The sequence below is a fragment of the Prosthecobacter sp. genome (assembly GCF_046154365.1).
Taxonomy (GTDB): domain Bacteria; phylum Verrucomicrobiota; class Verrucomicrobiia; order Verrucomicrobiales; family Verrucomicrobiaceae; genus Prosthecobacter.
The window spans coordinates 82,145-105,977 of sequence record NZ_JBJXFV010000006.1; the positions used below are offsets into that span (position 1 = coordinate 82,145).

Sequence of the window (23,833 nt, forward strand, 5' to 3'; positions counted from 1 at the left end):
TGCCTTATGCGAGTCCCGTGAGCGTGCCCGTGCTGGTGCCGAACTTCTCCACTTCGGCCCCGAAGCGATGCAGCATGGAGAGATACAGATTGCACAGCAACTGGCGGCCCGGGCCTTTGGCGGGATGCGCCTTGTGTTCACCATGTTTCAATCCACCACCGGCGAGGATGATGGGAAGGTTGTTGTTCTGGTGGGAGTTCGCATTGCCCATGCCACTGCCAAAGAGCACCATGGAGTGATCCAGCAGCGTGCCTGCGCCGTCCTCGATGGATTTGAGCTTGGCGAGGAACTTGGCGAACTGCTCCACCTGATAGCGCTCCATTTTGATGAGGCCCTTGATGGCATCAGGCCGCTGGCCGTGGTGCGAGAGACCGTGATAGCCGCCATTCAAACCAAAGGCTGAAGCCTCGAAGTCACCACCGATCTCCAGCGTGGCGATGCGGGTGGAATCGGTCTGCAAAGCGAGCGCGATGAGGTCATACATCACGGGCAGGTCAGAAACGAAGTCAGTGTTCTTCGGCTCCTTCATCTGTGGATCAGGCTTCGGCACGCTGGCCCACTTGCGATGCAACTCGATCTGCTTCTCCACATCGCGGACAGAAGTAAAATACTCGTCGAGCTTTTCCTTGTCGCGCTGTCCGAGATGGCGCTGGAGCGATTTTGCATCGCCCTGCACTGAGTCGAGGATGGAGCCTTTCATATCGAGCCGATCCATGGATGCCGCGAGGCTGGCGGCATCGTCGGAGACGAATAGTTTCCGAAACAGTTCACGCGGTGTGCGAATGGGCGGCACACGCGTGCCGCTGCGTGTCCACGACATGAGACAGCCGCCGTGAATGCCATCCTCTGAGCCCAATGTGAGTGAGGGAAACCTCGTGGCTCCGCCCATCGTCTCCGCTGCTCGCTGATCCACGGTGAGGTTGCCCTCGGGCATGCCTTTCGCATCCGACGTGCGCACGCCACTGAGGAACGAACTCATGGCAAAGTGCCCGCCTTTGACCCCATGATCGAGCCCCGAGTAGAGCGTGAAATCTTTCTGGTGCGGCTTGAGCGCTTCGATGGACTCCGGCAGCTCGTAATCCGCGCCTGTTTTCGTGGGAAAGAAGGCGGGCGGATAAAAGCCGAGCAAGTTGCCAATGCACACCATTCGCATCGGCCGTTCCGCATTCACCGCTTTGCCCGCGAGAGAGCCTACGGCAGAGTTTTGCGCGAAAAGGCGACCGCCGAGGGATTCGAGCAGCGGCAGGGCGAGACTGATACCGGTGCTACGCAGAAAGATACGACGGTTGGGTGATGAAGGTGCGTGGGTGTTCATGATATATTCAAGGCAACGTGGTTTCAGCGGTGAGCAGCGTGACGCTCACCTCATCGAGGTAATGCACGGAAGCTTCCATCGCCGCATCCTCCGGCGGCACGGCTCCGAGGATGAAAATCAATGTCTGCGATCCATGTGGCAGGGGCATTTTCAGCGAGAAGCTGTGCCAGCCACGATCTCCCGGCGATGTGTCAAACCTCTGTGCCATGGACACCACGCCATCGTCCTCTGTTTTCGACCAGAAGTCTTTCGTGGCCTGCTCCGGTTTTTCATTGAGGGCAAAGGCACGAATCAGGTAGCGCGAGCTGATCTCGCTTTTCGTCGCGAAGAATGAAGCTGTCACCTGCACCTCCGCACTGCCATTGTTCGCATCCGTCGGGAGTGCGCGAAGGTCGAGCACCTGATATACGCGGGACGCTAGGTTCTTCACGTTCTTCTCTCTCGGGATCGGCTCCAACCGCAACATGCGCTGCCCTTCCTTTGGCTGCACGCCGTTCTCCGCCGTGACCAGCCGCGCCGAATCGACCCCCCATTGGCCAGGCTGATGGGGCAACCCTTTGTCGAACACGGCTTCCACGCTCTCCAGGCCTTGATCAAAAACCACCAGCGGCACCTTCTTCACTGTAGCCCGCTGCGACACATAACCAAACACCATAGAGGTACAAAACATGCCGAAGACAATCCCCGCCGCCGCCGCAGTGAGCGGACGCCAGGTGAACCAACGTGGAGTTCTGGCTACTTTCACCAGACTCATCGGCGCAGGGTCCAACAACGACACGATGCTGTCGTCTCGCAGTCGGCTGATCAGCACTTGCTCATCCACGAGCAACCGTGCCATCGCGGCGCGGGCTGCGGGATCGGTGCGCAGCAGGTCATTGAGCGTGGCACGCGCCGAGCCGTCGTGAGTCTCGCGCACGGCTTGTAGCAGCGAGAGAAGCCGGTGTTCAAGAGTGGTCATATCGTTGTTCATGAAGAGTGCTGGAGTTGAAGATTGATACAGGCGCTGAGTTGTTCCCGGAGTCGCAGCAAAATCATTTTCACCGCGCTCTCGCTGCGACCTGTGGCCGTGGATAGCTCGCGGATGCTACGTCCGGCGATGTAGTGCTCCTGGAGCAGGTCACGCTGCTCGGGCTTCAGTTTCTGGAGGCAAGCGCCCAGCGCCTCGCGACGGTCCTCAAACTGGGCTGCCGCTCTCTCGGTCTCGTCAGCCATCGCCAGCATCACTTCTTCGTCAAAGACGAGCCGGTCACGCATCCGGTCACGGATATGCGAGAGCACCGTGAACCGCGCCACCGCAAAGGCCCATGGCAAAAACTCCGTCTCAGGGTTCCATTCAGCGGATTTCTCCCACAGCTTCACACACGTCGACTGCAAGGCCTCCTGTGCATCCTGCCGGTTCGCCAACTGCGCATGACAAAACGCCTCCAACGCCGGCTGATGCCGGGTCAGCGCGGCGATGAATCGAGAAAGGTCTGGTGCAGAGGAGGCCATTACAGCAGGTAAATTCCAAATGCGGCGGCTTTGGTCACAAATTTTTGCTGATTCTCTGCCGCCAGCGATTGGAAGGCCGCAGGGAATCTTCTCCGCGACAATTACCGGCGGATGATAGCCAACCAATCTTCGCCTTCATCGGCGGGAGGATTGCCGAGGGTCACGGTCCCGCCGCCTTGGACGGAGTTAACAGAGCCATTCACTTGCTCGCCGCCGCTGCGAGGGTTGAACCATTTCACGGTGTAGGTGCCCTTGGCGGCAGAGAGGTCGAGGTCAGTCGAGCCACCGTTGGGGAGATAGACGAGGTAAAGCTCGCCTGCTTTGGCGAAACAGAACTTGGAGTTGTCATCCTTCGTGTTGCCGATGAGGGCATTGGCGTTCGCCATTTCCGCAAAGGGGATATTCTCGTTGCGGAAGAAGTCCAAGGCGATGCGGCAGTAATCCCATGATTTGTCACGACTGCGGAAGTCTTGGCAGATTAAATCGTTCTCGGGCAGCGCATAACCGAAGTAATACTCCACGCCTGCGCCGCCTGCCATGAGGCTGCCCCAGAGCGTGAGCTTGCGAATGTCGTGCATCGTGTAGGCGTTGGATTTCACGTCTCCGGTGCTGGCATTTTCCTCTTTTTTGCCTTTCTCGATGGCGATGCCGTCGTGGCCTTTGTAGCCGGCATCGGGTGGCACTCCGAGGCCAGCGGGATTTTGCTCATCATTCGCGACGACCCACGGACGACCCGCAGCGGAGGATGCACGCAGCCATTGCAGGGTGCGCTGGTGGGTCGCTTTCCATGAGTTTTGCAATGACACGCCTGTGAGTAGTGATTTGTCTCCAAGCAGTGGCGCATAGACCTTTTCCTGCTCGGGCGGGAAAGTGTGGAGGACGATGTGATGCTGATACGGATCGGTGTCGTGGAGGAACTTCACCATGTCGCGGACCTCGTCGCTGCTCTGGGTATTCTCCTCGCCGATGTTCCAATTCAGCGCCAGCGCATGGCCAAAGCGGGCGATGAGTTCGCGGCAATACAGTTTGCGCTCGATGCCGAGTTTTCCGCCGTCGAGGGATTCGGGCTGGGTGCCATCCTTGCGGCCCGCACCGAGACGGTTGTCGTCCATTTCATTCTCCTGAAGTTTGAAATGCAGATACAGACCGAGCGCGGTGGCATGGTCGAATGCAACGCCCCATTGGTCGAGCTTGGAGCAGTCGTAGTGCAGCTTGTCCTCGCGTTGAATGAAGGGCCAAACGTTGTCGCCATCTCCAGCAGCGTTGTAGGTGAGCAAGGAGAACGCATTGACGCCTTTGCCCGCTAGGTAGTTCAACGCACCGATCAGACCTTTGCCTTTGCCATCGCGCCAAGTCGGATCACCCGGCTTCCAATCACCCACATGCGGTTCCCAAGTCTTGAGCGGCACTTTGGCAGGCTTGCCCGCGAGGGTGTTGTCGAAGTCGGCATAACCCAGCAGCGTCTCGGGCGCATCGGGTCCGGCTTTGAGGAAATATTGCTTCGACCCAGCAAATTGCAGGAAGTGCTTGCCGACGTATTGCAGACGACCTTGGGCGCGGAAATCGCGGGCGTTCTTGTCTGTCTCCGTGATCGTGAAGCTACCGGTGGCACCATTAAAAGGGGGCAATGGTTGCCCGCCGCCTTCGATCGCCGCGTGTTTGCCTTTGTTGAACGACACGGAATACTTCCACGTGCCTGCTTTGTCTGGCGAGAGATGCGCACGCCATTTCGTGCCCGATTCGGCGGAGCTGTTGCCCGCGCTGCCGTCTGCCGCGAAGTAGCCCGGCACTTTGTAACTGGGTGCGCCCGACTCGTGGGTGAACTGGACACTCAACGCGAGGTCGGTGAACGCATTTGGCTGTGTGTCGCGCTCGTGCGCGAACGGCCCATCCAGCGTGAGCGTGACCTTGTGCCACTGCTTGAGTTCGCCGCTGATGGCGATCTCACCTTTGCCATCAGGCTGTCGCGGCTGCACCAGATGCAGTCCTATGGGCATTGTGGCGGAGGCGGTAAGTCCCGTTGCCAGCGCGGCAATGGTCATCAAGGTTCGAGCAAGCGGTATCATGGAGCTTGGTTTTGAAATGATTCGGCTAAAGACGAAACTATTTACTTTCGAGGCGCACCAAAGTCGGCGTGTCAGTGCTCGACTCGATGGCGCGGATGGTCTCGCGCACAGAGTTGGCTTTCATGAGCATCAGCTCCTTGGGGAAGTCTTTCTCTTCCTTCTCGAAGTAGTCGGCGAGGCGTATTAGCTCTGGAATGACCGCCTTGGCGTGAGTGCCGTAGGTGAGGAGAATCGTCATGAGTTCAGGCGTGCGCTTTTGGCTGGCCCAGGGATTTTGATCGCGTGTGTAGTTCACACAGGCGATGATGCCTTCCTGAATGTGGTGTTTGGCCAGGAGGCGCAGACCTTCGACGCGGATGGTGTCGGCAAACATCTCGCCGCTGGGGGCGGGTTCGAGGATGGCTTGATGGATGGCGGGTAAGAGCGGGCGGATTTCTTCGGCGGAGAGATTGCGATACACCGAGCCGATGCTACCGCGTGCGCGGCCGTCCTGGTTCTGAAGTCCAGCCTGCACGGCTTTGTAGAGCGCTTTGCGGTCCACGCCATCGAGTGACCGGTTGAGCATGCCGTCGCGATTTTCAAATAGAGCGAAGGTCAGGTAACGCTGCTGCATCCCACGTGGATCGTTCGCAGTGTCCGCCTGAGCGAGCAGTTCGAGGAGTTGCGGCACCGCTGGCATGGCTGGTTTGCCGATGCTAGCGAGTGCATCAGCTGCTTTGATGCGCAACCACAGGTCTTTTGCGGCCAATGATTTCTGGAGCAAATCAACAGCGGGTGCGCCGCGTCCACGAAGGGCGACGAGGGCCTGGCAGGCTCCGTAGCGGGCTTCAAGAGTTGGTGAATCGAGTAGCGTGAGCAAAGGCTGAACGGGCACATCCTTGCGGCGGGCCAGCGCCATCGCAGTACGCTCGCGGACGATGGGCGACCAGCTTCCTAGACGCTGGATGAGCTGGTCAGCGCTGAATTGGTCATAGGCGCTGTTGCGGTCTTTGTTACTCCATCCGCGTCCGTCGAGGATGAGTGCCTGTGCGGCTTCCGCGTCGATTTGTGGGGCGATCAAAGGGCGTTTGCCGGTCAGCATGATCTTTTTGAGCGGCATCGCATAGGCGAGCAGGTAGCTGCCGGTGCAGTCCCAGCCTGCGTAGCTGTCTTTGTTGTTCTCGGGTGGGCCTTGATGAAGAAAGGTGCCATCCCAGCGCCGTGCGAGGTCGAAATACCACGCTCCAAACTCCTTCATCCATGCCCCCGTGGCTTGCGGGCCAGATTGAGCCACGCCCGGCATCGACCACAGGATGTTGAAGAAATTGCCCGAGTGTCCAGTATCGCGTTCGGGTCCGTGAGAGGCGATGCTCATGCGGGAGAAGAACTCCGCGCCTTTTGGCTCATTGAGCAGATGAAACAACACCGCAGCCATGCCGCACTTCCCGTTGTCGTCGTGGTTTTCGATCCATGGATGATGATCGCCATAGGGAATGGCACCCTTACCGATGTAGAAGCGCAGCAGCCGCGCACTGCGCTCGATGGCCAGCTCCAACGCTGCGTCTTTCACGCCTGCCTCACGAGCCATCACCAGCGAGATCGTCAAAGGCAAGCCGGGTGAGTTCATCATGCCGTAACCGCGAAGACGACCATCGGCCTTGGCAAATCCATGCCCCCAAGAACCCACCGCGCTCTGTCCCTTCGCGGCTTCCAGGGCGAGACGCTTCAGCCCTGGCATGACGGAAGCATCACCAGTCGCCATCACATACTCAGAGAGCAACATGATGACATAACCGTAGCGCCACGTTTGCATGCTATCGGCTGAGTAGTCCGCAGCCCACAGGGCTTCCTTTTTGACCAACGGAAGGTAGGAATGATCACCGCTGGCCAGGAGAGCGAGCGCATTGAGCGATCGTGTGATGGGTTCACCACTCGGTCCTTTTGTGTATGCCGGATCAGCCATGCGAGCCGCGAGTGCTGCACATCCCTGCTCCAGAATGCGCTTCGACTTGGGACAATGAAAAGGTGCCGTAGCGCTGTAGCTGCCGAGCACGGGGAGTTTAACGATGACCTCTTCCGTCTTACCACCGCGCCAGCGCGTGAGAGCGAGATTCCCTTCGCCAGTCTCGGATTCGGCAACGGTCAGCGCGATGCCCAACTCCGTGCGCGGGTCGTATGAAAACGGCTTGCCGCCGACACCGAGCAAAACATCACCCACCGCGAGTACAGCGTCCGCAGGAGAGCCTTTTTCGACTTGGGTGATGGCTATCTGCCGTGCGTCACTCGTCACCAACTTGTCACAAAACATCCAACCGCGTGCGCCGATAGCACCGAGGTTCCAATCGTGCTTCGCTTTTTCAGGAATGGCATCGCCCTTGGTGAAATCGGGCATCTTGGCCGTCTGGTCATTGCCTGCGGCAAAAGTTGGAAACGGCACAGCGAAGATGGCGGAAAAGGCGAGCGAGAGGAGCAAGCAATCGGGTTTTGGGGTTGGTTTCATAGAGGATTGGAAGGGGTCGGGTGATTTTCTGATTTCATGATTACTCAGCTTTGATGTTATTAGCCTTGAGCAGTGCTTTTGCGGCTTCGATCTGGCGTTTGCGATCCTCAACCTTCAAGGCTGCGGTCAACTCCCTCTGCTCTGCTGCATCAAGGACATTGGCGGTCTTGGACTTTTTGTCGGTGTAGATTTCAAACATGTCGGCGAGCGACCAGGTGTCATTGCGCTGCGTGTCGAATGGCAAGCCCGTGAGGTCGGCGGACTTGAGGCTCTCCATCGGGTTCCTGGCCCAGGCATAGCGGAAATAGAGCGGGTCCGGCACAAAGGGACTGCTGAGCACAACGACGCTGCGCTCCCAATTCGGACCGCCGGCTTTGCCAGCGTTCTTGTCGAGCCATTCTGCCTTGGCTGGTTGGAAGCGCCCATCCTTGCCAGCAATGGCGAAGCCTTGGATCGGTCCGTCGTGGAAAGAAATGACCCAGGAATCGAGCTGCAAGAAGAGTTTTCCATCGGCGACTTTCACTTCTTTGAGCTGTGGTGGCAGCCAGCGGATTGACTTTCCATATTGCGTCGCCAAGGCCCAACTGGCGATGCGTTCGCCTACCTGGATCTTGAGTTGCGGATGATACCAGGCGCGGTGCTGATCGAAACTACTCGCGTAGCCGATCGTTTGATCACCCGCTTTGCGGAGATTGAGAAAGGTCTGATAGTGCGCCTCGCGGACGTAATTTCCTTCGTCCACCATGTTCGGCAGGAAGTTATCAAGGGTCTGCGGCTCACCTTGGGTCTCTTGGGTGATGATCCCGAATGGCATGTTCGGATCATTGAAGGCGGTGCGCCAAGCCTTGATCATCTCGGGGAAGACACGAGCATATGCTTTGTGGCCATTCGGTATGCCGGATTCGTTGTAGCCCTGATGCCAGATGGCTCCTTTGACAGCAATGCCAGCGATGGGCGAGAGCATGCTGGCGTAGAGGTTGCCAGGGCGGTTCATGTCCAGGGCCGGTCCAGGCAGCAAATCGATCGGAACTTTGCGGTCAGCCGGGATTGGCTTGCCATCGGTCTTCATGCGGGCTGCCCAGTCATGGTATTGTTTGACCCGGTTCTCGAGATCTGTTTGCGGATTGAAGTCAGCGACCTTTAGGTCCCATTCGGCCAGAGTGTCTTTGACTTCCGGCGTGTCGATGGACTTCAAGACCTCCGTGGGCGTCCAACTCACGAGACTGGAGCCGCCACGCGACACGTCCATGATGCCGATAGGAATCTGCGTCGCCATGTGGAGCCTTCTCGCAAAGATATATCCAATCCCCGACATCTCGCCCACTGTCTCGGGCGTGCAAACATCCCAGTAGCCTTGCCGGAGATGTTGCCCAAAAAAGGCGATCCATTGGTATTGGCGAGGGAAGGATTTCTTGATGTCCGGGCCGTTTTGTTGCGGGACTGAAAACAGGCGGATGTTGTTAAAGTTGGCCGAGATCATCTCGAGTGGACCGCCTTCCGTTTTATGAATCTCAAACTCCATATTGCTCTGGCCGCCGAGCAGCCAGAGGTCACCGATGAGAATGTTTGTCAGCTCGAGCTTTTCGCTCTTACCCTGAACCACGATGGTTTGCGGCTCTGCACTGGCGGGCAGGGCTGGCAACTCCACTTTCCACGACCTATCGGCAGCAGCGATGTTGGATTGCGTTCTCCCGCCAAAGGACACGGTGACATTCTCCTTCGGTTCCGCCCAGCCCCACAAGTGAATCGGCTTGTCGCGTTGCAGCACCATGTTGGACTGGAACAGATTGTGAACACACAAGCCGCTGCCGATGGCGGGAGTGTCGATACGGTCCTTTCCTCGCTCCAGTTGCTCCGCAGCGCTTACCTGCGTGGTAAGGATTGATGCGGTCAAACTGACCAGCAGGATGGTTAGATAATGGTTCTTCATATCACTGTTATTTCATGTCCATGAGTTCCGGGGAGTCGGTCGAGGCATTGATCGCAGCGATCGTGTCGCGGACGGAGTTTGCTTTCTTGATCATCAGATTAGGAGGGAAGTCTTTCTCGTCCTTCTCAAAGTAATGGGCGACTTTCTCGAGCTCGGGGACGACCGCTTTCGCGTGCGTGCCGTAGGTTAGGATGATCTCCATGATTTCAGGTGTTCGGTTCTCGCTGCTCCATGGATTTTGACTCATGGCGTATTTGACACAGGCGTCGATGCCCTCCTTGACCCGATGTTTGGCCAAAACGCGCAGCCCCTCGATGCGGACATCCTCCGCGAACATCTCGCCACTTGGAGCCGGGGTGATGATCGCCTGATAGATGGCGGGGAACAGTGGCTTGATCTGCTCCAATGAGAGGGTTTTATAGACCGAGGAAATGATGCTTCGGGCATGGCCATCTTGATTCTGGAGACCGGCTTGCACGGCCTTGCTGAGAGCGGCTTGGTCCGCCATTGCGAGAAGCTTTAACATCTGTCCTCCGCGATCAAAAATAGCCGCTGAGAAACAGCGTTGCTGCATGCCGCGCGGGTCGTTCATGGTGTCAATCTCTGGCAGCATGCGAAGAAGAACGGGCAGCGCTTTTGCGGCTGGTTCACCGATTTTGCAGAGTGCCTCGGTCGCTTTGATGCGGAGCCAGATGTCCTTTTCGCTCAGTTGCGTGATGAGAGCGTCCACGGCGGGTGCGGAGTGCCCGCCTAGCCGCTGGAGTGCTTCACAGGCTCCGTATCGCGTGTTGAGGTCGGGTGATTCGAGCAGCTTGATCAGCGCATCCATCGGGAAGGGGGGCTTGCGGCGGGCCAGGGCCATCGCGGCACGCTCGCGGACGACCGGCGACCAACTCGCGAGACACTCCAGCAGGGCCTTCGGGCTGAGTTTGTCATACGCACTGAAGCGATCCTTGTTGTCCCAGCCGCGTCCGTCTTGAATGATGGCTTGCGCGGCGGTGGCATCGACTTGTGGCGCGGTGCTGGCTTGTTTGCCGGTGAGCATGATCTTCTTGAGCGGCATCGCATAGGCCAGCAAGTATCCGCCGGTGGCATCCCAGTCGTGGTAGCTGTCGAGACCCGGCTCCGGCGGTCCTAGATGTCGGAATTCACCGTCCCATGCGCGGGCGAGATCGAAATACCATGCGCCGAACTCCTTCATCCATGCGCCGGTGGCTTGTGGGCCTGCTAGGGCCACGCCAGGCATCGACCACAGGATGTTGAAATAGTTGCCCGTGTGTCCGCCGTCGCGCTCGGCCCCATGTGCGGCCAAGCTCATGCGTGAAAAGAAATACGCGCCGTTTTTCTCGCCGAGCAGGTTGAACATCACACCTGCCATGCCGCATTTGCCGTTGTCCTCGTGGTTCTCCAGCCATGGCATGTGGTCGCCATAGGGCACCGCGCCCTTGCCGATGTAGAAGCGCAGGAGCCTGGAACTGCGCTCGATGGCGAGGTCAACGGCAGGCTCCTTGAGACCTGTCTGCCGCGCCATGATTAGCGAAATTGTCAACGGCAAGCCAGGTGCGTTCATCATGCCATAGCCGGAGAGCCTTCCGTCCGGTTTGGCGAATCGGTGGCCCCAGGAGCCGACCTTGCTCTGGCCTTCCGCCGCCTCTAACGCAAGCCGCTTGAGCCCCGGCATGACCGCATCGTCTCCGGTGGCCGTGTGGTATTCAGAGAGCAGCATGATGACATAGGCGTAATACCAAGTCTGGTAACTATCCGTCGTGAAATCAGCCGCCCATCGTGCTTCCCTGCGGATCAGTGGCATGTATTCTTCTTCGCCACTGGCGAGCAAAGCCAATGCATTGAGCGAACGTGGAATGGGATCTTGCTTCGTGTAGTCGGCCTGCTCCATGCGTTTGGCCAACGCCTTGCAACCGGCTTCAAGGATGCGTTTCGATTTTGGGCAATCATAGGGCGCGGTGACGCTGTAGCTGCCGAGCGGCGGTAGTTTCACCACCACTTCGGTGGTGGCTCCGGCACGCCAGCGGGTGAGTTTGAAATTGCCATCTCCCGCTTCCGCAGCCGTGAGCGCCTTGCCTAACTCAGTGCGCGGATCGTATGCGAACGCTTTTCCACCCACTCCCAGGATCACGTCGCCGACGTTGATCACCCCATCCGATGGCGATCGTTTCTCAACCTTCGTGACGGCGACTTGGCGGGCTTCATAGGTCACGAACTCGTTGGTGTAGATCCAGCCGCGCAGCCCCGTGGCACCGAGGTTCCAGTCGTGCTTCGCCTTGGCAGGGATGGTGTCGCCTTTGGTGAAATCAGGATTCGGAACCTTGCCGTCGCCGCCAGCCGCGTGGACGTGGAGGGCGAGAACGGACAGAATGGCAGCAGCAGTATTGATGGTGGCTTTCATTATTTGGATGGGAGATCTTGGAGAGTGGCTAGCAGCGGGTGCAGTGCTTTCGTTAGCATCGCAGCGGTTTTTGCGGCGTCGCCGACACGCTGATTTGTTTCAGCCGCGACCACGGGTTGCAGAACCGAGGCTGACGAGCTGGCGAGTTGGGATATTCTTTGATTGAGCAGAACGGAGGTCTCTTCCTTGCCTTCGACTGGTGGGACTTTCGCGATCACGATCTTCACTCGTTGGTTTTTGGAACCAAGCGCTTGGATCACGCGGTCGATGTTTTGGACGATGCCGTCGGGGGTTTGGTTTGCATCGATGTCTTCGACTCCAAGATGGATCACGGCCACATCGGGCACATTGCGTTCCAATAGGCGAGGCATGTTTTCCGCGATCCAGGTGGAGTCTTTGCCCCAGTGGCCTTCGTGATCAGGGTCAAATTCATAGCTGCCCGGCTCGGTGCTGTCATTGTTGTGTTTGTTGCGGCTTCCTACGAAGTCGATCAAGTGCCCGCTCCTCCTCAGCATGCCGTCAAGATAGCGCCTGTAGGAGGAGTTTGAGTCGAGTCCTTCCGTGGCAGAGCCGCCAATCAGCATGATCTTCACCGGCGTGAGTGGAGGGGCTTTCATGAACTTCTCGATGAGTGGAGCAATGCCCTTCGCCCATGCCTGATAACCTTCTTTGCTGAGATGGATGCCATCGGTAAACAGCGCCCGGTTGATGGTGCCGTCGGGAAGGAGGAAGCGGTCCTGCAAGTCGAGATAGGCTACTTGGTTGGGATCACGAGCGAGACTGGCATTGATCGCGTTGACGCGTTGGCATTTCTCCCATTTGGCCTTATCGGCGACGGGCAGCAAGGCCATCATGATCACGCGGGTCTGCGGCAGTCTGCGACGGAATACCTGAGCGATTGCCCGTTGTCCTTCAGCGATGTCCTCTGGCGGACAGTTGATGCCCAAGGCCCACGTCTCCTTACCGCCGTCGCTTTTGGAGACGATGAAGTTATTGATGCCGCATAACACCACCGCGACTTTGGGCTGCCGCCCCGCTGGGAAATCTAGGTTGCCGCGCGTGACGCGGTGAAGCATCACCGGGGTGATGTCGCCGGAGTTTCCCATGTTGATGGGGTTGTAAGCAGCGAATTGGTCCGCCCATACATCTCGCCCGGTGGCAGGCCCAAGCGACCATGACCAAGTGATCGAATCGCCAAAGAATATCAGTCGGGTTTCTTGTGCAGCAGCTACCTCGCGATTCACTCTGAGAAACTGGCTGTTCCAGTAATCATCCTGGACTTTGGATGGTCGCGTGGTGCTGGCGGAGAGCGGTATCTCATCCCAGAAGTGCTCTGCGGCTTGGACTGCGGAGATCAGGAAGACGCCTGACAAATAGATCCATCGTGAAGTCATCGGCTGAGAATCATATTGAACGATGAGAGGCCACGCTATCACCTGAACTGCTTGAGTTTCGCCATCGCCTCGGCCAAGCCTTTGCCGATGCCGCCGAGAATCTTGGCGGAGCCGAGGTAGTGGAACTCGAGGTTGGAGATGCCTTTTTCCAAGATCAAGCGCTCGCGCTCGGTGAGGCCTGAGGTTCGGAGTTTCTCCAGCGCGACCTTGTCCTCGATGCCCTGCTTTTTGGCCTGTTGCTTGATGTCGTTGTCCTTTGCCTTGGCGGCAGTCAATTCAAGGTCCCAATACTTCTCGGTGCGGATGGCCACCACGTTGTGTTGGAACTCGGGCAACTGCGCTGGTGCGGCCATCGCGGCGCGGAAGTTGTCGTGCGTGCTTTTGTAGCGCTGCTGGTCGGGGCCATACTTATCGGTCGGACCACCGACTCCGAGCACGCCGATGACGAAGGGCAGCTTTGGCGTGTTCAAATCCTTGCGCACGTCGTGGATGAAGTGCGCCATCGCGGTGCTGTAGGCATCGTAGCCGCCGGGCTTGTCGCGGTTGGGATAGGTGCCGGAGTCCACGAGGTCGTTCCAACCTTGGAACCATGCGAAACCGGCGAGTTCGTAGCCCTGAGCCGCATCGTAGCTCGGCACCACGCGTTTGAGGTCGCCGAGCACTTTCTTCACATGCTCGATCATGAGCCGATAGTAAGCGCCGGTCTCTTTTTCCTTTGTCGTCTTGATCGCGGCGACGTCTTTGCCCTGCTTTTGAAACTGCGCGAGCTGCGTCTCATTGAAGACATACGGCCCGGCGCTTGGCGGACGAAAATCGGTATTCAAGCTCTTGCCGCCCCACGCGGTTTTGATGAGCAAGATGGGCGCATCCGTGAACTTCTGCATGTAGAGGCCAAAGGTGAACTCGGGGCCAATTTTCTCCGTTGTGGCACCAAAGCCCGCCGTCAACTTGCCCGTCTGCTCTGTCGTGTCATCTTTGGCGCAGCCGATCGATGAAAGCCACACGCGCTCGCAGACCTTTGGCGTGCCATCGGCGTTCTGCATCTCATCCAGCATCGGCTTCGTCGCCGCGTCCATGCCGATGTGTTCGAAGGTGCTGATCTTGGCGTGGCCTTGCATGTTCGACTGGCCCGCGAGGATGAAGACTTGCAGGGGCTTGGCAGCAGCTGGCAGTGCGATAGCGAGTAGCGAGAGGAGGATGAGTTTCATGATGGGGAATGAGTGCGAATCGTTTTGCAGGGGGATCATTTATAAGCGGAGACAGGTTTGGGCTTCACGCCGAGTTTGGCGTAGTTGAAGCCGCTCTCCAGCGGTTCGTAGCTGCCGACGATGTCCACGCTGCGTGTGGGATTGATGGCGGCCTCCATGCTCATGCCCCAATAGACCGCGTTGATGATGAGACGTCGCAGGCCCGCGCTTTGGAGATCGTGGCCGCTGCCCATGGTGGAGTGAAAAACGCGGGCGCTTTGGCCGCTGCTGGTCTGCCATGTTTTGATCCACGCGACGGGCAGAGGCTCCAATTTGGTGTTCGGCGGATCATCGTGCTTGCGGCCCATGAGCGGCTGGCCCCAGACGAGCGCGGTGCAGTCGGCGGGCAGGCTGGTGCCCTCCTTGTAGGTGCGATAGACATCCGAGTTTCCCCAGATGTCGCTCACGCCGCTGAGGATGGGATGCTGCTTTTGTTCCTCGACGATCATGCCGCGTGTGGAGTCGGCGTGCCAGCGACCATGATGGCCCATGAAGGCACCACCGAGCACTTCGGTGCCCCAGTTGACTTGCTTGCCGTTGATCTTGTAGGGCAGCGGCGCGTGGAAGCCGTGGTTGGCCGTGCGCAGGGCGATGAAGGGCTTGCCCGAGTCGATATACTTCACGATGAGTTCGCGCTCGTTCATCGGCAAGGTCAGCAGTCGGGTGAAGTAGATAACGAGGTCTGCGGAGGCGAGGTGTTCGAGTCCGGGAATGTGATGCTGCTTGAACTCACTCTCTTTTCCTTTCTCGGGATAAACCGGCATCGTTGGGTCCACCTCGCCTTTCTCATTCACGCCAAAGAGCACGGTGCAATCGAAGCCATGATGTGTGCTCAGGATCTTCGCCATCATCGGCATGGATTGCTCGCTGCGGTATTCCTGATCGGCGGCGATGAGCATGATGTGCCGGCCTTTGCCGGGGCCGTCGCCATCGGGATAGGTGAGCCATTGCGTGCTTTCCGGCACGGGATGCGCGAGCGCATGAGTGTAAAGGACGAGTGCGAAGAAGAATCGGAGCATGAGATTAGTCGTGTGGGATTTCATTCACCGTGTAGTAGGCCTTCCGGTGCAGCAGCAGCTCGTTTTGCTGCGAGGTGATTTTGCTGAAGTCGAAGTCGTGGATGTGGTCTTCGGTGATTTTTTCGAGTCGCAGCCGCACGCTGAGCCCATCGGCGGCAGGCGTGGCGCTGAGGATACGCGGCTCGGTGTGATCCACTTCGGGGCTGCCATAGGCACCGTGGTAAATGTGCGTGTAGGTGGTGAGCGCGTAGTTTTCGATCTTGGACGCGATGGCGGCATTCACTGGCTTCGTGAAGGTGACGATGAAGCCGTCTTTGCGAATGTTGATCTCCTTCACCTCGAACGACACGAGGCCGGTCCAATCGAGTCGCTGCAGTGCAAAAGGCTCGGTGCCGCGCACGGGCCACTGGCGGTTGGTGGTGAAGCCAGCGGCGATGAGCTGGCCGCGCGGTGAGAACTCCACATTCATGATGCCGGTGGCGAGTCCTTCGCGGAAGGGATAACACGCGCCCTGCCACACGCCATTCACCTGCTCGGTGGTGGCACGCATGATGATGCTGAGGCTGTAGTCGCCGAGAAAAAGCTGGCCGTCGAAGGGTCCAAATTTTCCGCCCGTCTGTGCAAGGCGGAAGCCGGAGATGCTGCGGCCCATTTTGATATACGGAAAGAGCACGGCAGGCGGCACGAGTTCCGGCACGCGGCGCTTTTCCACGGCCATGCGCGAGTCGCTGTTCGGCTTCTGCGCGGGCGCTTTGACGTTCGGCGCGAAGGGATACCAGTTGTAGCTCGCGGGATGGCCGAGGAACGCACCTTCTTTGAGATGCTTGAGCGAACAGCAGCCGTTCCACGGACCCTGGCTCTCGATGGCAAACATCGCGCCTTGTGCGTTCGCGCCCGTGCCGCCGGGGCTGCGCAGGCCGCTGCAAACGGGAATCATCTTGCCCGCAGGCGTGACCTTCACCGCCCAGCCACGAAAGAGATTGTGCGATTCATAAGAGCCGCTGAGTCCGAGCGTGACCCAGAGATTGCCATCGGCGTCGGGCTTCGAGGCAAAGGCGAACTCATGGCCCTCGGCGTAGCCCCAGTTGCTGGTGAGCGTGTCGTAGCGGTCGGCCACTTCATCGCCATCGGTGTCGGAGATGCGTGTGACCTCGCCAAAAGTCGTCGCCAGCATCGCGCCGTCACGCCAAGCGAGTGAAAATATCTCATCCTGACCCGTGGCGAACAAATGAAACTGCGGCTGCGGCGGCGAATCGAGCGCGCCCTTCACGAAATAGATGTCACCGCGCCGTGTGCCGACCGCGAGGCGACCATCCGGCAGGAACTCCAAGCGGCCGGGACGCATCGGCACGGTGGGCGGGATGGGGATGTTCGTGATGGGATAATACTTCGCCTCCTCGGCGGCGGTGCCCCACATTTCGCCGAGGTCTTCCGCCCCACGCAGCAGCGGAGCGAGTGCCAGGGCGGCGATAGCGATGTGGCGTGTGATTACCATTGGTAGTCGAGGACGAGTGTGGTGGTGCCTTGTGACAAAGTGAGCGGGATGAGCACTTCAGCAGGCGAACCGTCGCGAATCATGGCGCTGAGGCCATCCCCGAGCCGCAGCGTGAGTTTTTCGATGTGAAATTCACGCTCAGACACCTTCGTCACGCTGCCTCCCGCTGCGGCGCGGAAATGGAAGGGCTGTTGTGGAGCGGGTGCGGTCAGGCGAAGCGTGCGATTGAAGAAGCTGCGGCCATTCGGGCCTCGCATGTCTTCGAAAAACTCCTCCACGACAATCTCGCCGAACAGGTAGCGGAAAGTCGGGCAGTGCTTCGCATCGAGCACGTAGCCGCGCCACTCGTAGCCGTGATCCTGCGGAAAGGCGTGGTTCGTTTTGCCCTTGGAGGGCCAGTTCTCCTCCAGCGACTTCAACCGATGAAACGGAATGCCGGGCGGAAATGAAATCGCATCGTCACCGCGCCGATTGAAGGAGCCGTTGTCCACATTAGCAAACTCGCCGCGCCACAACATGCGCAGCGACATTTCACCGGAGTCGAAGGCGAGATTCACTTGCTCGGGATAGCCGACGCCGATGCCACGATAACCTGCAGGGCCCCGCCCACGGCAAATCTCCGCCACATCGCCGACGCGCAGCTCGGAGGACTGGCGCGAGAGTCCGGCGGGCTTCTTCGCGCGTTCGCCATCAGCGAGGTAATTCCAAATCGCCTCGATCTGCTGTGCGGAATCGCCCGCGAGGATGCTGGGGCGCAGGGATTTCCCATCGGGCCAGAAGCCCGGCATGATGACGGTGGGATGAAAGCGCGAGGGCTGACGCATGAAGAGCGTGAACCAGTTTTTTTGCAGACGCTCCGTCGTGCGGGCGAGGTCGAGCGCGCTGATCTCGCCTGCTTTCTGACCGTTGAACTCATGACAAATGATGCAGCCGAGTCCGGTGGCGCCGACCATCTCGTAGCCTGCCGCTTTGGATTCCTGAAGCTGCGTCACCTTTGGCAACACGGCGTCTTCAAGCTTGTCCACACGGCCAAACAGTTCCGCCAAGTGCCCCACCTGCGCCTCGCCGAACTGCGGCATCGACGCGTCCATGTAATCGCGCTGCCGCTGCCCGTGCAGCATCACGGCGGCGAGCCATTCCGGTGTGAGTTTCGCCCCGACATGTGAAAGCGGCGGCGGGATGCGCCCCTGATCGCCGAGAGAGGGCTGCGTGCCGGTGAACAGCGCTCGCCGCTCCGTCGCAGGACCGCCGAGGCCACCGCGCTCGTGGCAGGCGATGCAGTTGAGCGACGCGAGCGTTTTGTGAATCTGCTGCGTGTCATCGAGCTGCGGATTCAGCACGGTGGGCAGTGACTGGGTGATGAGTTCGCGCTGCGCCGCACTCAAGCCGAAACGCGGGCCTGTGGAATCGGCCAGACAACCGCGAGTGGCATCGAGCGTGGCAAAAGCGGGTGCGGAAAGGCGGGGCAGTTTCAAATCATCATGGCAGTTCGCGCATCCGAGTTTGCCAAACTGCTCACGACCTCTCACAGCGAGTGCCGCATTCACTTTCGTTGATGCAAACGCAGCGAGCTGCTCTTTGGAAACCGAGAGCATCGCAGTGGGAATCTGCCCGCGCGGGAACTGCGGCGCTTCCATTTCAAAGGTGAGTTCAGGCTTCCGCCCGGTGTGAAAATAGATGAGTTCGATGGCGTGCGGCCCCGCTTCAAGTTCCAGCGTCGCCGTGAAGTCCTTCACGTCTCGACGGTCGCTGGGAGCCTCTTGCACGAGCATCTTGCCATCCACCATGAGCGAGCCGCCATTCATCTTGAGGAAAAACTTGTGAGTTCCCTTTGCTTTCACATTCAGCCAGCCTTCATAACGAATCGCTGTGTGCTGCTCCACCTTGCCGAGACTGCTCAAAGCAAAGTCCGCTACCTGTCCGCCACGTTCAGCGGTGACGTTTTCACCCTCCAAACCTTCCCAAACCTGCCCGCGATACAGCGTGAAGCGCAAGCCACCCGGCACGCGTGTCTTTTGCATCAAAAAGTGGCCGATGCGCTCCGCGTCACGGCCCTGGAGCTGCATGTTGGGCATCCGACCGCTGGGACGCACGGCATGCGGATCGCGCAAAAACTTCACGAGGCTTGCGTGGCTGTATTTGGCCTCCAGCGGGCCGAGCGGCACGGAATTCGCCATCGCCAGTTCATTCGCGGATTCATCACGCGGCGCATGGCAGGCCGCGCAGCCGCGAGAATGGAACAGATTGTGCCCGGCAGCCGCCGCGACGTGATCGGGAGCCTGCGGAGCAAAATCCGGCTTTTGCAGCGAGAGCAGGAAATGAGTCAATTCAGCCGCCGTGGAGGCTTTTTCGGCCTCGGGGAGCTTTGCGAGCACATCGGGCATCGTGGTGCCTTTTTTCGTGCCGTGTGGATCGCGGATGAAAGTTTCGATGAAGGCCGGATTCAGCCGTGAGCCGACCTCCGCGAGCCGTGGGGCCCTTTTGGAGCTTTGTTTGAGAGATTCCGCCTCATGACAGGCCACGCAGTTCAGTTCTTCGATCAGAATCTGGCCTGCCAATCCGCCAGTCAATACCGGCTCAGCGAGCAACGGCGCGGCCAGACTCAGAAAGGAGGCAATGAAGTGCGGGTAAATGTGCATGTTCGGACAAAGGATCAGTTTGCGTCGCGATGCTTCAACAAGACATCGGCAAACGCCTTCCCCATTAGCGCGAAAGTCTTCGCGCAGCCGAGGTAGTGGTAGCCGGCGTTGGAGGCTCCGCGTTTCCACAGGGCCTCCTCGGCAGGTGAGATGAGCTTCGCCTCGAACTGCTTCACATGCTCGCGCTTCTGCTCTTCGGTCATTTTGCCATCGGCATTCGCGTGGTCTTTGTGCTTGGAGTTGAGGAAATGGCCCATCTGGCGGACTTGGGCACGTTTGTCGTCGATGGCAGCCAGCTCCTCCGACCAGAACGGCGCGGTGGGAACGGCGAAGACGTTGCCTTTGAACTCCGGCAGCAGTGCTGGCGCGGTCATCGCCTCGCGGAAAGCGACAGTGTCAGGATTTGCCTTCAAACCGCCGACTCCCATCACGCCGATGACAAACGGCATCTTGGGTGCGCCGAAATCCTTGCGCACATCGCGAATGAAGTGTGCAAGCAGATCGCTGTAGGCAGCAAAGCGATTCGGCTTGCCGCGATCAGGATAGGTGTGGCCGTCCACCATGTCGTTGAAGCCCTGGAGCCACACGAAGCCCGCGATCTCATAGCCATCCTTCGCGTCATATCCCGGGCAGACGCGCCTTGGATCAGCGAGCACGCGTTTCACATGCTCGACCATGAAGCGGTAGAAGCGTCCCGTTTCTTGCTTCTTCTCCGCGAGCCACTGGTTCATGTCCTTGGGCACGCCATGACCGGGCGGGCCGTAGTAGAGCTTGCGCTGGTAGTCATTGAGTTCATACGGCCCCGCGCTTGGCGGACGAAACTCCGTGTGCAGGCTTCTGCCGCCCCATGCGGTCTTGATGATGAGCACCGGCTCCTTCAGCGCAGCGCCCATCGTGAGGCCGAAGGTGAACTCCGGGCCAATCTTGCCATTCGACTTCGTCGCATCGTCTCGTGCACCAAAACCAGCCGTGAGCTTCCCGCTGCCTTCGCCATTCGCGCTGCCGTCGTATTTGCCGGTGAAGTAGGAGATCCAGGTGTGATCGCAAACGCGCGGCTGGCCATCGTCGCCGTGCATCATTTTCAAAAGCGGCGCGGTGGCAGGATCATCACCGATGTAATCAAAGGTCTCGATCTTCGCATGACCTTCCATGTTCGACTGACCGGCGAGGATGAAGACTTGGACGGGCGGTGCCGCGTGTAGGTCGGAGGCGATACTCCAGGAGATGAGCGCGATGAGGGTGATGTTATTGGTTTGCATGATGAGACGAGTGTTACCTAATTGAGCGGTGGCGTTGTTGAGCCTTGGTGCGCTGGTTTTTGGGACAAAAGTGGGACTTCGCAGAAGGTGAGCGCGGCGAGGCCGTTCGTGCCTTCGAGCAGGGTGTCCTGACTCCAGTCGGTTTCTTTGAGATAGGTGATCGTTTGCGCTGTGGACGCGGACCTTAGTTTCAGCGTGAGCACATTTCCAGCGACGCGGCCCGAGGCGACTTTGTCCTTTTCCCCATCGAGATAAAACTGATCCGCGAGTGCATCGCCCCAGAGCACGGGCTGATCAAACTCCAGAGTGATCATGTCATTCGTGCCGCCGGCATAAAACGCACGCCGGAGATTGGGCGGGGTGATGGAAGCGGCGGGCACTTTGCCATAGTTGTCACGCTCGATCAGCGGCTGAATCAGACGCGCAAACTCCGCCCAGCCAACTAGCGGGAAATGACAGCCGCCGGGCGGCCGCACGCCGAGCGTGGACATAATACTCATGTGGGAAAAGAGCTGCGGCAGCGTGCGCTGCTTCTCGCGCAGCTTGTCGCCGGAACCTAGATTGCCGCCCATGCTGCACGAGTTCGGCCAGATCTGGAAAGTGTAATAGTGCTGCACGTTCGGGAAATCCTGTTTCCAGGCGGCGGACATTTCCACGAACAATTGCTGATAGGTCTCCCACCCGTAGCCACCAGTCGGCCCGTCCGAGCCTTGGTCGCTCTCGCCTTGATGCCAGAGGATGGCGCGAATGCCGTGAGTCAGCTTTGCTTGTTGCACACGCCAGAGCATGCGTCCGTAAATGGTGGTGAGGTCGATTGGGTCGGCAGCGCTGCGCTGGTGCTGGTCAATGCGCGTTCCACCGACGGCGGCGTTGATGATGAAAATGGGAACCTGCTGGCTTTCGAGCAACCGCTTCGCCAATTCCATGCCCCACCAACCCAGCTCCGCCTTTTCGCCATTTCGCGCCTTCCAGACCGGGTTGCACCATAGGTTTCCAGGCGCGTCATTGAGGTTGGCTGGCGAGCTTCCATAGCTGCGAATCCACTCATTAGTTTCCGGCGGGGATTGCTCACGCGTGTCCGTCGCCAGCGCGTTGGACTGGCCTTCGATCAAGTAGGCGTCACCGCAAACGATGTTGTTCACCGTTTGCAGCACCGTCTCCTTACCACCGGCCTTCTTGCCGAACTCCACTTTGTATTTGATGAGTCCCGGTTTGAGCTTCACCGCGAGGGCATACGACTTGTCCGCACCTGGTTTGGCGGTCTCCAGTCTGTAAGGCTTCTCATCGGCAAAGACTTTGAGAAACACCGAATCGGCGGCTTCGGTCAGCGTGCCGTTGTAATAGAGCGTGCCCTCGCCCTTGTCGTCGCGTGCGTAAAACTGACCGTCCTCCGGCTGCTCGTCCTTCGCCGGAAGGCGCACGACCCATGCGTCACTCTTCGGTTCCGTCACGGCGATGTCCACACTCTGCGTGACGGGCAGGCCGCCGTTGCTGATCGTCGCCGTCACCGTCAGCTTCCCGCTGTTTTGCGCACGCTTGAGGGTGAGTTTGCCTGGCGCGATTTCCCTGATCACTGCCAGCGGTCCCGCGCTCCACTCCGCCTTCAAATTCCCCGCACTACCGGCCCGCATGGCTTCGAGGTTTGTCACCAGCGGCACGATGTTGATCGTCGCACGCCCGTCCCATGCCGCAGGAGCTGTGAGTGCAAAAACAGGATCGGGAATCGTCTCCTTGATCGAAATCCTAATGTCTTTCGTTTGCACCCCGGTGGGATAGACCGCCTTGCATTGCAGCATCAGCGCCTTGTCCCCCGTCACGCGGCCCGCATCGAAGGTGAACGTAAACCGATCCACCGCGACCAGCGTTTCCTGCTCGGCGCTTTTCAGAGTCCAATAGATCTTCTGAGCGCCGCCCGCCTGCGCGGTGAAAGTCGCGCTTTTGCCCTCCGGCACCATCGCCTGTGCGGGCGTCACCGCGAACGATGCACCCGCCTGCATCAATGGCCCCACGAGCGTTTGCAGCGGTTTCTGATTTTCAAATTCCAGCCGCACCCACTCCGCCGAGCGCGCCACTTTCGAGATGCGCACCTCATCGAGGTCGCCGACGAAATCGTAGTTGTTATACCAGCCGCCGAGCCACAAGCGTGCAGGGCTTTTGATGTCGAGCATCGTCGTCGCTTCGCCATCCACCTTGCCGTTGATATAGATGCGTCGTGGCCCGTCGCCGAATGTATGCGCGACGTGAATCCACTCGCCCACCGGCAGCGGACTCTTACCCGCCACATTGGAAAAATCGCTGTCCACATTGATATGCGGCGGGCTGCGAAACTGCATCCTCACCTTGCTCCCGCGTCCACCGCCCTCATTGCCCCAGCCGATGAACGTCCCATTCGGCTGCTCCGCACGTAACCACGTCTCTGTCGTGTGCGCCGCGTCCGCCACCGGATAGCCCGTGATTTTGTCACCGCCAAAAATGCCCTGCTTCCCCGCGAAATGCCGCGCCTTCCCCACGACACCAGCCGTCGCTGTCGTGCCCGTGTCCACCGACTCCAGCGTGCCCGTTTCATCCTGCACCACATCGCCCAAATGCCACACGCTCAGGTAGCCGTTTGATTCATTGAACACGCCCTTCGCATCCGACTCGTTCACTGCATCCGCCTTGCCCCAAAACATGCGAATAGTCTGCCGCGCATTCCCTTCGATGCGCGGGATGCGCACCCAGATGCTCGCCGTGCCGTTCATGGCATTCCATTCCTCGATTTCATACGCCAGAGGTTCGCCCACGCTCGTAGAGAAACGCACATCCTCGCCACGCGGCTTCGCCTTTGAAAAATCGAACCAGTCCTTGTGCAGCCGCACCAGCAACGGGAACTGCTCGACCGAAGCCGTCGCTGGTAGATTCGCGCCGTCCGGGGTTGTGAGAATTGTGAGCGGAGCCGAGCGCAACCAGCTTTGATAGCGGCCAGCGGACGCGGATCTTTGCTGTGCATTGGCGAAGCTGGGGATCAATACGGCGGCCAAAAGCAGCAGTGCGGAGGTGGTGTGTTTCATGCGATTGGGCCGTCGGAGCGAGCGATGAGTGTGAGAATGCGG

The 23,833-nt window shown here is 59.1% G+C and carries 14 protein-coding genes; all 14 read right to left on the reverse strand.

Annotation, left to right across the window (positions count from 1 at the left end; all coding sequences use genetic code 11):
- Positions 1-4 precede the first annotated feature (4 nt).
- On the reverse strand, positions 5-1,315 hold the full coding sequence (locus ACKVY0_RS00590) for a DUF1552 domain-containing protein (protein WP_409212835.1): 1,311 nt from the start codon (positions 1,313-1,315) through the stop codon (positions 5-7).
- Between the two features lie 7 nt (positions 1,316-1,322).
- The gene (locus ACKVY0_RS00595; protein WP_409212836.1) at positions 1,323-2,273 is read right to left on the reverse strand and encodes a hypothetical protein; all 951 of its coding nucleotides are present in this window, start codon (positions 2,271-2,273) and stop codon (positions 1,323-1,325) included.
- Positions 2,274-2,281: 8 nt separating this feature from the next.
- Entirely contained in the window at positions 2,282-2,932 is a 651-nt protein-coding gene (locus tag ACKVY0_RS00600) for a sigma-70 family RNA polymerase sigma factor (RefSeq protein WP_409212837.1), read from the reverse strand.
- Positions 2,908-4,848 carry a DUF5060 domain-containing protein gene (locus tag ACKVY0_RS00605; protein WP_409212894.1) on the reverse strand — a complete coding sequence of 647 codons (1,941 nt, stop codon included), beginning with the start codon at positions 4,846-4,848 and terminating at the stop codon, positions 2,908-2,910. Before ACKVY0_RS00605 ends, ACKVY0_RS00600 begins: the two co-directional genes overlap by 25 nt.
- A gap of 61 nt (positions 4,849-4,909) precedes the next feature.
- Complete coding sequence (locus tag ACKVY0_RS00610) at positions 4,910-7,351, reverse strand: DUF6288 domain-containing protein (RefSeq protein WP_409212838.1); 2,442 nt, start codon at positions 7,349-7,351, stop codon at positions 4,910-4,912.
- A 40-nt stretch (positions 7,352-7,391) separates the two neighbouring features.
- Positions 7,392-9,281, reverse strand: a complete 1,890-nt coding sequence (locus tag ACKVY0_RS00615; protein WP_409212839.1) for a hypothetical protein — start codon at positions 9,279-9,281, stop codon at positions 7,392-7,394.
- Positions 9,282-9,288: 7 nt separating this feature from the next.
- Positions 9,289-11,688, reverse strand: coding sequence for a DUF6288 domain-containing protein (locus tag ACKVY0_RS00620; RefSeq protein WP_409212840.1), 2,400 nt, complete (start codon positions 11,686-11,688; stop codon positions 9,289-9,291).
- The gene (locus ACKVY0_RS00625; protein ID WP_409212841.1) at positions 11,688-13,082 is read right to left on the reverse strand and encodes a GDSL-type esterase/lipase family protein; all 1,395 of its coding nucleotides are present in this window, start codon (positions 13,080-13,082) and stop codon (positions 11,688-11,690) included. Before ACKVY0_RS00625 ends, ACKVY0_RS00620 begins: the two co-directional genes overlap by 1 nt.
- A gap of 38 nt (positions 13,083-13,120) precedes the next feature.
- Entirely contained in the window at positions 13,121-14,290 is a 1,170-nt protein-coding gene (locus ACKVY0_RS00630) for a sialate O-acetylesterase (protein ID WP_409212842.1), read from the reverse strand.
- A 35-nt stretch (positions 14,291-14,325) separates the two neighbouring features.
- On the reverse strand, positions 14,326-15,348 hold the full coding sequence (locus ACKVY0_RS00635; RefSeq protein WP_409212843.1) for a ThuA domain-containing protein: 1,023 nt from the start codon (positions 15,346-15,348) through the stop codon (positions 14,326-14,328).
- 4 nt (positions 15,349-15,352) lie between these two features.
- On the reverse strand, positions 15,353-16,843 hold the full coding sequence (locus ACKVY0_RS00640) for a hypothetical protein (protein WP_409212844.1): 1,491 nt from the start codon (positions 16,841-16,843) through the stop codon (positions 15,353-15,355).
- Positions 16,837-19,482 carry a hypothetical protein gene (locus tag ACKVY0_RS00645; RefSeq protein ID WP_409212845.1) on the reverse strand — a complete coding sequence of 882 codons (2,646 nt, stop codon included), beginning with the start codon at positions 19,480-19,482 and terminating at the stop codon, positions 16,837-16,839. Before ACKVY0_RS00645 ends, ACKVY0_RS00640 begins: the two co-directional genes overlap by 7 nt.
- 14 nt (positions 19,483-19,496) lie before the next feature.
- Positions 19,497-20,741, reverse strand: coding sequence for a sialate O-acetylesterase (locus ACKVY0_RS00650; protein ID WP_409212846.1), 1,245 nt, complete (start codon positions 20,739-20,741; stop codon positions 19,497-19,499).
- A gap of 17 nt (positions 20,742-20,758) precedes the next feature.
- Positions 20,759-23,791 carry a DUF2341 domain-containing protein gene (locus ACKVY0_RS00655; RefSeq protein WP_409212847.1) on the reverse strand — a complete coding sequence of 1,011 codons (3,033 nt, stop codon included), beginning with the start codon at positions 23,789-23,791 and terminating at the stop codon, positions 20,759-20,761.
- Positions 23,792-23,833: the final 42 nt, after the last annotated feature.

Bases quoted from the DNA above. Each gene is read 5' to 3' on its own strand.
- ACKVY0_RS00590 (WP_409212835.1), bottom strand. From the start codon at position 1,315: ATGAACACCCACGCACCTTCATCACCCAACCGTCGTATCTTTCTGCGT.
- ACKVY0_RS00595 (WP_409212836.1), bottom strand. From the start codon at position 2,273: ATGACCACTCTTGAACACCGGCTTCTCTCGCTGCTACAAGCCGTGCGC.
- ACKVY0_RS00605 (WP_409212894.1), bottom strand. From the start codon at position 4,848: ATGACCATTGCCGCGCTGGCAACGGGACTTACCGCCTCCGCCACAATG.
- ACKVY0_RS00610 (WP_409212838.1), bottom strand. From the start codon at position 7,351: ATGAAACCAACCCCAAAACCCGATTGCTTGCTCCTCTCGCTCGCCTTT.
- ACKVY0_RS00615 (WP_409212839.1), bottom strand. From the start codon at position 9,281: ATGAAGAACCATTATCTAACCATCCTGCTGGTCAGTTTGACCGCATCA.
- ACKVY0_RS00620 (WP_409212840.1), bottom strand. From the start codon at position 11,688: ATGAAAGCCACCATCAATACTGCTGCTGCCATTCTGTCCGTTCTCGCC.
- ACKVY0_RS00625 (WP_409212841.1), bottom strand. From the start codon at position 13,082: ATGACTTCACGATGGATCTATTTGTCAGGCGTCTTCCTGATCTCCGCA.
- ACKVY0_RS00630 (WP_409212842.1), bottom strand. From the start codon at position 14,290: ATGAAACTCATCCTCCTCTCGCTACTCGCTATCGCACTGCCAGCTGCT.
- ACKVY0_RS00635 (WP_409212843.1), bottom strand. From the start codon at position 15,348: ATGCTCCGATTCTTCTTCGCACTCGTCCTTTACACTCATGCGCTCGCG.
- ACKVY0_RS00640 (WP_409212844.1), bottom strand. From the start codon at position 16,843: ATGGTAATCACACGCCACATCGCTATCGCCGCCCTGGCACTCGCTCCG.
- ACKVY0_RS00645 (WP_409212845.1), bottom strand. From the start codon at position 19,482: ATGCACATTTACCCGCACTTCATTGCCTCCTTTCTGAGTCTGGCCGCG.
- ACKVY0_RS00650 (WP_409212846.1), bottom strand. From the start codon at position 20,741: ATGCAAACCAATAACATCACCCTCATCGCGCTCATCTCCTGGAGTATC.
- ACKVY0_RS00655 (WP_409212847.1), bottom strand. From the start codon at position 23,791: ATGAAACACACCACCTCCGCACTGCTGCTTTTGGCCGCCGTATTGATC.